The sequence below is a fragment of the Rhizobacter sp. SG703 genome, from assembly GCF_012275445.1.
Lineage (GTDB): Bacteria > Pseudomonadota > Gammaproteobacteria > Burkholderiales > Burkholderiaceae_C > Rhizobacter.
In genome coordinates this window covers 15,154-28,221 of sequence record NZ_JAAZQK010000003.1, presented here as the reverse complement: position 1 = coordinate 28,221, position 13,068 = coordinate 15,154, and the positions used below count along the sequence as shown (strand labels likewise).

The 13,068-nt window shown below is 74.0% G+C and carries 3 protein-coding genes (1 of these 3 only partly in view); all 3 read right to left on the bottom strand.

Going from position 1 to position 13,068, the window contains the following annotated elements; translation table 11 throughout:
* Tightly spaced (each overlapping or abutting the next), the 3 genes in view from FHT26_RS05940 to FHT26_RS05930 form a layout consistent with a single transcriptional unit that may run on beyond the window.
* On the bottom strand, positions 1-2,129 hold the start of the coding sequence (locus FHT26_RS05940; RefSeq protein ID WP_168559248.1) for a type I polyketide synthase. It extends 5,500 nt beyond the left edge of the window; 2,129 of the gene's 7,629 nt are visible here — the first part of the coding sequence; the start codon lies at positions 2,127-2,129; its stop codon lies off the left edge, out of view.
* Positions 2,126-6,538, bottom strand: a complete 4,413-nt coding sequence (locus tag FHT26_RS05935; protein WP_168559247.1) for a type I polyketide synthase — start codon at positions 6,536-6,538, stop codon at positions 2,126-2,128. The genes FHT26_RS05940 and FHT26_RS05935 overlap by 4 nt, the downstream gene beginning before the upstream one ends.
* On the bottom strand, positions 6,535-13,068 hold the full coding sequence (locus tag FHT26_RS05930) for a type I polyketide synthase (RefSeq protein WP_168559246.1): 6,534 nt from the start codon (positions 13,066-13,068) through the stop codon (positions 6,535-6,537). Before FHT26_RS05930 ends, FHT26_RS05935 begins: the two co-directional genes overlap by 4 nt.

Genomic DNA, 13,068 nt, shown 5'->3' with positions numbered 1-13,068 from the left:
GATTGCATCAGCCGGCCGCGCTCGGCGATCAGCGCCAGCGCCTGCGGCAGCGTCATCACGCCGGCCACGCAGGCCGCGGCGTACTCCCCGACCGAATGGCCGATCACGACATCGGGCGCGATGCCCCACGCGGCCCACAGCTTCGCGAGGGCGATCTCGAGCGAGAACAGCGCGGGCTGGGTGTAGCGGGTCTCGTCGAGGGCGGAGCCGACCTCGTCGAACATCACGTCGAGCAGCGGCCGCGGCAGCACGCCGGCGAGGGCCTGTGCGCACTCGTCGAGCGCGGCGCGGAACACCGGCTGCTGCGCGTACAGCGCACGCGCCATGCCGGCGTATTGCGCGCCCTGCCCGGTGAACAGGAAGGCGATGCGCGCCGGGTCGCGGCGGGTCGCGCGGGCGGTCTGCACGCCGTCGGCCTCGCGGCCGTCGGCAAGCGCCAGCAGCCGCTCGCACAGCTCGGCGACCGAGCGCGCGAGCACGGTGGCGCGCTGCGCGAAGCCCGCGCGGCTGACGGCGGCGGTGAAGCAGAGGTCGGGCAGCTCGCGGTCGGGGCGGCCGGCCAGCGCGGTGGCGAAGCGGCGCGCGGTGTCGGCGAGCGCGGCTTCGTCGCGGGCCGAGAGGATGAACAGATGGTGGTTCGCGGCGCCCTGCGGGCCGGGCGCCGGGCCGCTCCCAGGCCGGCCCGCCCTCCCCTCGGGGGAGTGGCCGACGTACCCGTCGGTCGAGGGGTCGTCATTCCATTCCTCGACCACCACATGCGCGTTCGTGCCGCTGAACCCGAACGAGCTGACCCCCGCGATGCGCCGCCCGTCGATCGCGTCCCAGGGCATCAGCGCGGTCGGCACCTTCAACGGCAGGTCGCCCCACGCGATGTGCGGGCTCGGCGTCTTGAAGTGCAGGTGCGCCGGGACCTGCCGCCGCTGCAGCGACAGCACCAGCTTGATCAGGCCGGTGACGCCGGCCGCCGCTTCCAGGTGGCCGAGGTTGGTCTTCACCGACCCGATCAGCAACGGGTGCGCCGCAGCGCGCCCTTCGGAGAACACCGCGCCGAGCGCCTGCACCTCCAGCGGATCGCCGAGCTGCGTGCCGGTGCCGTGCGCCTCGACATAGCCCACCTGGTGCGGCGCGATGCCGGCGCGCGCCAGCGCCTCGCGGATCACCGCTTGCTGCGCCGGGCCGTTCGGCGCGGTCAGCCCGCTGCTCGGGCCGTCCTGGTTGACCGCGCTGCCGCGCACCACCGCGAGGATGCGATCGCCGTCGGCTTGCGCATCGGCCAGCCGCTTCAGCACCACCACGCCGCAGCCCTCGCCGCGCGCGAAGCCGTCGGCCGCCGCATCGAAGGTCCTGCATCTGCCGTCCGGCGACAGCATGCGCGAATGCGACAACGCGATGTACAGGTCCGGCGACAGGATCAGGTTCACGCCGCCGGCCAGCGCCATGCGGCAGTCGCGCGAGCGCAGCGCCTGGCAGGCCAGGTGCAGCGCGACCAGCGACGACGAGCAGGCGGTGTCCAGCGTGACGCTCGGCCCCTGCAGCCCCAACAGGTACGACAGCCGGCCCGATGCGATGCTGTGCGCGATGCCCGACGCGAAGTGCGCATCGAGCAAGCCGCGGTCGCCCGTCTCCAGCTGCATCTGCGCATAGTCGTTGGCGCAGACGCCGACGTAGACGCCGGTCGCCGAACGCTCCAGCCGGTCGGGCGCCTGGCCGGCGTTCTCCAGCGCCTCCCAGGCCACCTCCAGCAGCAGCCGCTGCTGCGGGTCCATGCCCTGCGCTTCGCGGCGGGTGATGCCGAAGAAGGTCGGGTCGAAGCCGTCGACCGGACCGAGGAAGCCGCCGCCGCGCGTCGCGATGCGGCCGGGCGCCTCGGGGTCGGGATCGTACAGCGCATCGACATCCCAGCGGTCGCGCGGCAGCGGGCCGGTCGCGTCGACGCCGTCGCGCATCAATCGCCAGAAGCTGTCGCCATCGACGCCGCCGCCGGGCACGCGGCAGCCCAGCCCGATGATCGCGATCGGCTCGCGCGCCGCGCCTTCGAGCGCGGCGACCTTCGCCTGCGCCTGCTGCAGCGCCAGGAAGGCGCGCTGCAGCGGCGTCAGCGGCGTGGTGTCGGCGACAGGACTGCTCACGACCCCTCCGATCGGCTCATCAACCAGGCTTCGATCTCGGCGTCGCTCATCGCGGCGACCGCCTCGACCGACGTGGACGGCACGGTCTTCTCCACCGCCGCCACCGCGGCTTTCGGGATCACGCGATCGAGCAGGTGCGCCGCCAGCGCATCGATCGTCGGGTGGTCGAACATCAGCGTCGCCGGCAGCGGCTTGTCGAGCCCGAGCCCGCTGCCGAGCTGGTTGCGCAGCTGCACCGCCATCAGCGAATCGAAGCCGATGTCCATCAGCCGGTCGGCGCGACCGGGCGCCTCCGCGGCGTCGAGCCGCAGCACGCGCACGACGCGCTCGCGGACGAAGTCGCGCATCAGCTCGCTGCGCTCGCCGGCCATCGCGTCCCGCAGCCGCTGGCGGAAGGCCTGCGCGAGCTCGGCCGGCGCGGCAGCGGCCGCGCGTTGCGGCGCGGCGTCCACCACGGCATCGGCCGACGCCATCGCGCCCACCGCATCGCCCGGGACCCGCGCGACGATCACATGCTGGCCCAGCACCTCGGCCGGCGAGCCGGCCGGCGGCCAGGCACCCGCCTCGTCGAAACCGGCCTCGCGCAACGCGTCGATCCAGCGCGCCGGCGGCAGCAGCGGGTTGTCGCCGCGCAGGTCGTCGGCGAAGTGCTGCCAGCCTTCGATCAGCCCGGTCGTCATGTCGAACCACGGCAGGTGGGTCGTCGATTCGACCAGCACCAGCAGGCCGCCCGGCGCCAGCAGGCCGCGCAGCCGCTTCAGCGCGGTGCGCAGGTCCTTGCTCGCATGCACAGCGTTGGCCGACACGATCGCGTCGACGCTGCCCGGCGCCCAGCCCTGCGGCTGCGGATTGGCGTCCATGTCGAAGCGGCCGAAGCGCACGAACGGGTAGCCCGCGAAGCGCTCGCGGGCGCGGTCCAGGAACACGTCGGAGACGTCGGTGAAGTGGTACTGCGCGCGCTCGGCCGGCAAGGCCGCCAGCACGGCCGAGCTGGTGCCGCCGGTGCCGGCGCCGACTTCGAGCACGCGCAGCGCTCGGCCGGCCGGCACGGTGGCGGCCAGCGTCTCGAACGCGGCGGCGGCAAGGCCGTTGATGTAGCGCATCGTCGCCGAGCGCTCGTACAGGGCCTCGGCAAGATCGAACGATCCGCCGGGGAACAAGGTCTCGAGCGGGCTTTCCCGGCCGAGCAGCACCGGCGCCACCAGCGTGCCGCAATGGCGCACGTAGGCGAGCAGCGGTGCGTTGTCGGCGAACAGCCGCTCGGCTTCGGACCACAGCGCCGCCAGCGGCGGCGCGGCCAGCGGATGGTCGGCGACGACCTCATCGCCCGCGCGGCGCAGCACGCCGCCGGCGACCAGGCTGTCGAGCCAGCGCGACACCAGGTGCCGGTAGCTCGCGCCGATGCCGCTGCGCTGCATCAGGCCGTCGAGCGTGTGCGATTCGCCGGCCTGCAAAAACAGCCCCGCTTCGCGCAGCGTGTGGGCGGCGTGCGCGCTGGTGATGCGCGCGAGGCAATCCCACTTCGCCGGGTACGACGCGACGTTCAGGTCGAGCGGGCCGCGCTCGGCCTGGCGCGACAACGCGGTGCCGACGCCCGACCAGCGCTGTGCCGCGTCGACCCCGGGCGCCGGGCGGTCGCCGACGATGTCCATCCAGTGCCGCTTCGCGCGGAACGGGTAGGTCGGCAGCGCGACGCGGCGGCGGCGGTACGGCGCATCGAAGGCGGCCCAGTTCACGTCGGCGCCTGCCACGTACAGCCGTTGCAGGCTCGCGAGCAGGTCGGTCCAGTCGGCACGCTCGCGGTGCAGCGACGGCAGCCAGTCGGCCTCCTCGCCGCCGGCGCATTCGGCGCCCATCCCGAGCAGCACCGGGTGCGGCCCGACCTCGATGAAATGCGTGATGCCCTGCGCCAGCAGCCCCTGCAGCGCCTGCGCGAAACGCACCGGCTCGCGCATGTGCGCCAGCCAGTAGTCGACGCGGCCGATCTCGGCCGGGCCGGCCGGCGCGCCGGTGACGTTCGAGACCAGCGCGATGCGCGGCTCGTGGAACGTCACCGTCTCCAGCACCGCGCGGTAGGCCGGCAACACCGGCTCGATCAACGCCGAATGCGCCGCATGCGGCACGCGCAGCAGCCTGACGCGCACGCCGGCCGCTTCGAGCCGCTGCGTCGCGGCATCGACCGCATTGCGCGGGCCGCTGATCACCAGGTGCTCGGGGCCGTTGTACGCGGCGATCGTCAGCGACGACGGCCCGCGTGCCAGTTCTTCGCGCACCACCGCTTCAGTCGCGAACACCGCGGCCATCGCGCCGTCGGCCGGCAGCTCGTGGGTCAGCCGGCCACGCGCGATCACGAGCTTGATGCCGTCTTCGAGCGACAACAGCCCCGACACGCAGGCGGCCGCGTACTCGCCGAGGCTGTGGCCGAGCAGCGCGACAGGCTCGATGCCCCACGAGCGCCACAGCGCGGCCAGCGACACCTCGATCGCGAAGTTGACCGGCTGCGCCCACACCGTCTCGTTGATCGGCGAGCCGCTGCCGGCCGGCGTGAAGATCACATCGAGCAGGCCGCGGTCCAGGTGCGCCAGGTGCGGCCGCGCGGCAGCATCGCAGGCGTCCATCGCGGCGCGGAACACCGGCGCGCTGTCGTACAGGTCGCGGCCCATGCCGGCGTACTGCCCGCCCTGGCCGGTGAACAGGAAGGCCACCTGCGGCCGCGCGGCACCTTCGACCTCGCCGCGGGCGATGGCAGGATCGTCGCTGCCGGACAGCAAGCCGGCCAGGCCGGCCCGCAGTTCGTCGAGGCTCGTGCCGACGAGTGCGACACGGTGCGAGAAATGCGAGCGGCCGGTGTTGGCGCTGAAGCACAGGTCGGCGGCCTCGACGCCTTCATCGAGCTGCAGCAGCCGCGCCTCGTGGCGGCGCGCCAAGTCACACAGCGCCGCATCGTCGCGGGCCGACAGCGCCAGCACGTGGGCCGGCCGCAGCGGGCCGGCCGGCGGCGCCGCGAGCGACGGGGCCGGCGCTGACTCCAGGATCACATGCGCATTGGTCCCGCTGAACCCGAACGAGCTGACGCCGGCGAGCCGGCGGCCGTCGATCTCGGGCCAGTCGGTCGTCGTCGTCGGCACCTGCACCGGCCAGTTCCAGTCGATGTGCGGGTTGCCCTGCGTGAAATGCAGGTGCGGCGGGATCTGCGCGCGCTGCAGCGACAGCACCACCTTGGCCACGCCGGCCAGCCCGGCCGCGGCCTCCAGGTGGCCGATGTTGGTCTTGACCGAGCCGACGCGCAGCGGCAGCGACGCATCGCGCCCGCGGCCGAGCACCGCCGACAGCGCACCGAGCTCGATCGGGTCACCGAGCGGCGTGCCGGTGCCGTGCGCTTCGACGTACCCGATCTGCCGCGCCTCGACCTGGGCGGCCGCCAGCGCGGCGCGGATCACCGCTTCCTGCGCCGGGCCGTTCGGCGCGGTCAGCCCGCCGCTGCGGCCGTCCTGGTTCAGCGCGCTGCCGCGCACCACCGCCAGCACGCGGTCGCCGGCGGCCTGCGCATCGGCCAGCCGCTTCAGCACCAGCACCGCGCAGCCTTCGCCGCGCACGTAGCCGTCGGCCGCGGCATCGAAGGTCTTGCAGCGGCCGTCCGGCGCCATCATCCGGGCCTTCGAGAAGTTGATGTTCATCTCGGGCGTCAGGATCAGGTTGACCGCGCCGGCCAGTGCGATCTCGCATTCGCCCAGCCGCAACCCCTGGCAGGCCAGGTGCAGCGCGACCAGCGACGACGAGCAGGCGGTGTCGACCGCGACCGCCGGCCCGTGCACGCCGAGGAAGTACGACAGCCGCCCCGACGCGACGCTGGCCGCATTGCCGGTTGCGAAGTACGGGTCGATCAGCTCGGGGTGCCGGTACAGCGCGCGGCCGTAGTCGTTGTTGCTGATGCCCAGGTAGACGCCGGTGCGCTCGCCGGCCGGCGTCGCGGCCAGTTCTCCGGGCGGGTGGCCGGCGTCTTCGAGGGCCTCCCAGGCCACTTCGAGCAGCAGCCGCTGCTGCGGGTCCATGCTGGCGGCCTCGCGCGGCGAGATGCCGAAGAACTCGGCGTCGAAGCGGTCGACGCCGTCGATGAAACCGCCGAAGCGGGTGGTCATCTTGCCGGGCGCGTCGGCGTCGGCGTCGTACAGCGCATCGAGGTTCCAGCGCTGCGGCGGGATCGCGCCGATCGCGTCGGTGCCCGACCACAGCAGCCCGGCCAGGCCAGCCGCATCGACCACGCCGCCGGGCAGGCGCAAGGCCATGCCGACGATCGCGATCGGCTCGTGCAGCGCAGCGTTCGAGCGCGCGAGCTTTTCCTTCAGCTCACGGATCTCCAGCAGCGCGCGCTTGACGGGGCTGAGCGCTTCGTCGCGCGGGTCGGTCATCGGGAATCTCCCAGTTCTTGCAGCAGCAGCGCTTCGGCTTCTTCGTCGCTCAGGTCGTGCAATGCGTCGGCCGGCCTGTCGGTCGCGGCGTCGGTGGTGGGCGCCGGCGCGGGCTCGTCGAGGCCGAGCAGGCGCATCAGGTGGGCAGTCAGTGCCGCGACCGTCGGGTAGTCGAACAGCAGCGTCGCCGACAGCGGCCGGCCGATCGAGCGGGTCAGCGCGTTGCGCAACTCCACCGCCATCAGCGAATCGAGGCCGAGGTCTTTCAGCGGCACCTTCGGATCGACCGGCGTCCCCGGTTCCAGGCCCAGCACCTGCAGCGCGCGCTCGGCGAGGTGGGCCGCGAGCGCCGCGGCGCGCTGGCCGGAGGGCACCGCCTGCAAGCGCGACAGCACCGAGGACTGCGCCGGCGATGCCTCGGCGGCGGCCGGCGCCGGGGTCGAGGCACGCGGCAGCACGCCGTCGAAGAATGCCGCATCGACACCGGCCGGCAACGTCGCGACGAACCGCGGCCAATCGATCGTCAGCACCGCGGCCTGCACCGCGCCGTCGCGCAGCAGCTGTTCGAGCCGCTCGAAGCCGTGCGCCGGCTCGATCGGCAGCAGCCCGCGGTCGCGCCACGGATCGTGGCCGGTGGCCGCGAGCTGCGTCGCCATGCCGCCTTGCGCCCACGGGCCCCAGGCCACGCTCAAGGCCGGCAGGCCCTGCGCGCGGCGCATCCGCGCCAGTGAATCGAGCTCGGCATTGGCCGCCGCGTACGCGCACTGCCCCGGCGCGCCGAGCAGCAGGCCGGCGGCCGAATACATCACGAAGAAGTCCAGCGGCAGCCCGCGCGTCAGCTCGTGCAGGTGCTGCGCGGCGCGCGCCTTGTTGTGCAGCACCGCGGCGCAGCGCGGCCATTGCTGGCGCAGCGCGATGCCGTCGTCCAGCGTGCCGGCCGCATGCACGATGCCGCGCAGCGGCGCCATCTCGCGGGCCATCGTCTCCAGCACGCGCTGCAGCGCCGCGCCATCGCCCGCATCGGCCGCGAAGCAGCGCACCTGCGTGCCGGCCGCCTCGATCTCGTGGATCGCCTGCTGCGCTTCGGCCGACGGCGCATGGCGGCCGAGCAGCGCGAGCTGGCGCGCACCCGCGCGCTGCAGCCAGCGCGCGGTGTGCAGGCCGAGCGCGCCGAGGCCGCCGGTGACCAGGTAGCTCGCGTCCGGCCGCACCTCGAACGACGCGCGGCCCGGCATGCGCAGCACGATCTTGCCGATGTGCTTCGCTTGCGCCATGTGGCGGAAGGCATCGGCCGCATCGGCCACTTCGAACGCGGTGACCGGCAGCGGCTGCAGGCTGCCGTCCTGCAGGCCGGCGTGCAGTTCGGTCAGCATCGGGCGCAGCAGGCGCGGGTCGGCGTACGCCGCGTCGCCGAGGTCGTACGCGGCGTAGCGGATGCCCGGGCAGGCCTGCTCGACCGCCTCGGGCGTCCAGGTGTCGCGCTTGCCGAGTTCGAGGAACCAGCCGCCGCGCGCGACGACGCCGAGCCCGGCCGGGATGAAGTCGCCGGCCAGCGAGTTCAGCAACACGTCGACGCCGGCACCGCCGATGGCCCGCATCAGGTCGTCGGCGAACGCGGTGCTGCGCGAATCCATCACCGCGCGCACGCCCATCGCCAGCAGGCGTGCGCGCTTCTCGGGCGAGCCGGCGGTGGCGTAGACCTCGGCACCGGCACGCAGCGCGAGCTGCACCGCGGCCATGCCGACGCCGCCCGCGCCGGCATGGACCAGCACGCGCTGGCCGCGCTGCAGCCCGGCGATGCCGAACAGGCCATGGTGCGCTGTCAGGAACGCGACCGGCAGCGCCGCCGCCTGCTCGTTCGACAGGCCGGGCGGGGTCCGCGCGACGAATGCGGCCGACGCGACCGCCTCGCTGCCCATGCTGTCGTGCACGAAGCCGAACGCGCGCTCGCCGACGCGCCAGCCGTCGACGGCCGTTCCCACCTCGCTGACGATGCCGGCGCATTCGGCGCCGAGCGGGATGCCGCTGCCGGGATACATGCCGAGCGCGAGCAGCACGTCGCGGAAGTTCAGCCCGGCGGCTTGCACCTGGATGCGCAGCTCGTCCGGCTTCAACGGGCGCGCGGCGAGCGGGCGCAGCGCGAGGCCGTCGAGCGTGCCGGCGCGGGCGACCTCGAGGCGCTGCGACGGCACTGCCGTGGTCGACGCGGCCTTGCGCCGCACGAGGCGCGGCTCGTGCCTCGTGCGACCGCGCAAGGCGAGGCGCGTCGACGGTGCGGCGGCGAGCAGCTCGTCGCGCAGCGCGTCGATGCCGGTCGCATCGATGTCGATCGCGCGCAGCGGGATGTCCGGATGCTCGACGGCCAGCACGCCGAGGAAGGCCCACGCGCCGGCGGCCGCCGACGACAGCGGCGCCTCGTGCGGCAGCACCGCCTGCGCGCCGCGCGTGACCAGCCACAACGCGACCGGCGCCGCATCGGCCTCGGCCGCGAGCGCCTGCAGCACATGCAGCAACGAGCCGCTGGCGCGCAACTCGGCCGCGTCCGCGTCGCGGGGGTCGATGCCCGGCACGTCGAGGCTCCACAGCGCGACGATGCCGCGCGGCGTGCCGTGCGAGCGCCAGTCGGTGACGACCGACTGCATCTGCGCCGCATCGCGCGGGTCGACCGACCAGCGGTTCGATGCGAGCCGCTGGAAGCGCTCGCCGACCACGACCTCGGTGCAATGGCCGCCCTGCTGTTGCAACGCGGTGCGGAGCGCGGCAGCGGTGCCGCCGTCATCGGACAGCAGCAGCCAGTCGCCGGTGGCGTCGGCAAGGCCTGGCAACGCCCCTTCCCGTTCGGGCTGGGTCTGTCGAAGCCCTGGTGCCATGTGAGCCGGCCCTTCGACAAGCTCAGGGCGAACGGGTGGCGGGAGCACCCACTGCATCTCGTACACATCGCCCACGCCGCCCGCCAGCGTGCGTGCCTCGGTGGCGGCGAAACGCACCCCGCGCAGCCGCGCGACCGCAACACCGTGTTCGTCCGCGAGGTCGATGTCGGCACCGGCCTCGCCGCGCAACACCGCCACCGCCTGCAGCCGCGCCGCGCCGGGCCGCAGCAGCTCGACCTGCTCGATGCCCATCGGCGCCCACAGCGTCGTCGGCACGCCCTGCGCAGCGACCGCGCACAGCTGCAACGCACCGTCGAGCAGCGCGGGATGCAGGCCGAATGCCGCCGCCTGCGATTCGAGCTCGGCCGGCAGCACCAGCGCGGCCCGCGCCCAACCGCCGCCGCGCTGCACCGCCTGCAGGTTGCGGAACGCCGGACCGAAGGCGACGCCGAGCGCATCGAAGCCGGCGTAGACCTCGGCAGGCGACAGCGCCACGGCCGGCCCGGTCACCTGCAATGGCTCCCCCACCGACGCGTCTGCGGCCATCGCCGTGCACACGCGCTGCCACGCCTCGCCATCCGCCGCCTGATCGTCGTCCAGCGCCTGGTGCAGCTCGACCGTCCCATCGCGCACGATCACCTGCCAGTGCGCCGCACCGCCCTCCGGCAGGAACAGCGGCCGCTCGACCGCGAACGACGACAGCGCGCGGCCACCCGCCGCCGCACGGCAGGCCTCGACCATCGCGGCCGCCGGCATCAGCAGCCGCCCGCCGATGCGGTGTTCGTGAAGCGAACCCACCTCGTGCGCCGTCCACCGCGCATCGAACACGGTGGCCGAGGTCGCCGGCGTCGACAGCCGCGCGCCGAGCAGCGGGTGCGCGCCACGCCGCGTCGGCGACGCTGCAGCCGCCATCGGCGTCGGCCGCAGCCAGTAGCGCTTGCGCTGCCACGGGTAGCGCGGCAGGTCGACCACCTCGCCGCCCTCGCCGGCCACCGCCTCGGCGTCCAGCGTGTGGCCGTGCACATGCAGCGCGGCCGCGGCCAGCAGCAGCGATTCGCGCTCCGGCCGGCCCCGCCGCAGCGAGGCCAGCACCTGCCCGCCCGCGGCCGATGCCCCCGCCGCGGCCAGGCTCTCGGCGATCGACGCGCTCAGCACCGGATGCGGCCCGATCTCGAGGAAGCTGCCGAAGCCATCACCCGCCATCGCGGTGATCGCCGCATGCAGCCGCACCGGCTCGCGCACGTTGCGACCGAAGTACGCGCCGTCGAAACGCTGCCCGGTCGCGAGCCCGCCCAGCACAGTCGAATAGACCGGCAGCGCCATCGGCTGCGACGGCAGGTCGGCCAGCAGCCCGGCCAGCGCCTGCTGGAACGGCGCCATCTGCGCGCTGTGGAAGGCATACTGCACCGGCAGCATCCGGTGCGCGACGCCGCGCCGCGTCAGCACGCCCAGCAGCTCGTCGAGCGCCGCCGGCTCGCCGGACAGCACGATGCTGCGCGGCCCGTTGACGGCACCGAGCGCGAGCCGGTCGCCATAGGGCTTCAGCAGCTGCAGCGCCTCGTCTTCCGCCAGGCTCGCCTGCGCCATCCGCCCGCTGCCGGTGGCCTGCTGCATCACGCGGCCACGCTGGCAGACGACGCGCACCGCATCGGCCAACCCCAGCACGCCGGCGACATGCAATGCGGCGATCTCGCCGACGCTGTGGCCGACGACGCCGTCGGGCACGATGCCCCAGTGCTGCCACAGCTCGGCCAGCGCGACCTGGATCGCGAACAGCGCCGGCTGCGCGACTTCGGTGTCGGCGAGCCGCGACTGCGCTTCGTCCTTCGCCAGCTCGGCGCGCAGCGACCAGCCGGCGAGCGGCAGCAACAGCGCGTCGCAGGCGTCGATGCGGTCGCGGAACACCGGCTCGGCGGCGATCAGCTCGCGGCCCATCGCGAACCACTGCGGGCCCTGGCCGCTGAACACGAACGCGAGGCGCGGCACGCCTTCGGCCGGCACGCGGCCGGCCACGGCGCCAGGCGAGACCTCGTTGCGCAGGTAGTCAGACAGCCGCACCGCCAGCTCCTCGCGCGTGCGGCCGACCAGCGCAAGCCGGTGGTCGAGCGCCGAGCGGCGCGCGCCGGCGGTGTGGCACAGGTCGGCCAGGCTCGCCGGGCTGCGCGGCAGGAACTCGGTCCAGGCCTGCGCCAGCGCGCGCAACGCCGGCTCGCTCTGCGCCGACAGGTGCAGCAGCCGCGGCTCGCCGTCGGCCAACGGCGCCTCGGCCGGCAAGCGGGGCGCCTCTTCGACGATCACGTGCGCATTGGTTCCGCCGACGCCGAACGAGCTGGTGCCGGCGCAGCGCGTCTGCGGCCCGGCCGGCCATGGCACCGGCTGCGCGGCCACCTGCAGCCGCGTGCCGGCCAGCGACAGGTGCTGGTTGAGCTGCGTGAAATGCAGCTGCCGCGGGATCAGTTCGTGGCGCAGCGCGAGCACCGTCTTGATCAGCCCGCCGACACCGGCCGCGGCTTCCATGTGGCCGAGGTTGGCCTTCGCGGCCCCGAGCCAGCAGGTGCCGCCGCCGGCATCGGCGCGGCCGACGGTGGCGGCCAGCGCTTCGACCTCGATCGGGTCGCCGAGCGGCGTGCCGGTGCCGTGCGCCTCGACGAAGCCGATGCGGCCGGGCGCGAGCTGCGCCGACGCCAGCGCCTCGCGGATCAGCGCCTGTTGCGCGAGGCCGTTCGGCGCGGCCAGCAGCGTCGAATGGCCGTCCTGGTTGACGGCCGAGCCGCGCACCACGCCGAGCACGCGGTCGCCGTCGGCGATCGCATCGGCCAGGCGCTTCAGCACGATCACGCCGCAGCCTTCGCCGCGGCCGAAACCGTCGGCGCTCTGGTCGAAGGTCTTGCAGCGGCCGTCCGGCGCCATGAAGCCGACCTTGCTCAGCGCGATCATCAGGTCGGGCGTGACCATCAGCGAGACGCCGCCGGCCAGCGCGATGTCGCTCTCGCCGTGGCGCAGGCTCTGGCAGGCCAGGTGGATCGCGACCAGCGACGACGAGCAGGCGGTGTCGACCGAGATGCTCGGGCCGCGCAGGTCGAGCAGGAACGACAGCCGGTTGGCCAGCACGCTGTGCACCGTGCCGGTCAGCGTGCGCGCGTCGATCGCGTCGGGGTCGCGGTATTCGAGCAGCTGGTAGTCGTTGTGGTAGCTCGCGATGAAGACGCCGGTACGGCTGCCGCGCAGGCGCTCGCGCGTCAGCCCGGCGTCGTCGAGCGACTCCATCGCGACCTCGAGGAACAGCCGCTGCTGCGGGTCCATGCGCTCGGCCTCGCGCGGCAGGATGCCGAAGTACGCGGCATCGAAGCCGTCGATGCGGTCGAGGAAGCCGCCCCACTTGGTGGCCGACTTGCCGGGCGCCGACGGGTCCGGGTCGTACAGCGCGTCGGCATCCCAGCGGTCGGCCGGCACCTCGCGCACCGCGTCGACGCCGTCGACCAGCAGTTGCCAGAACTGCTCGGGGCTGTCGGCGCCACCGGGGAAACGGCAGCCCATGCCGACGATCGCGATCGGGTCGGCGCGCATCAATGCCTCGCTCTGGGAGCGCATCTGCTGCGCCATCAGCGCGAGCTTGACGGCGGACAGTTGGGTCAGCGGCACGGTCGGCTTGTCGCTCAT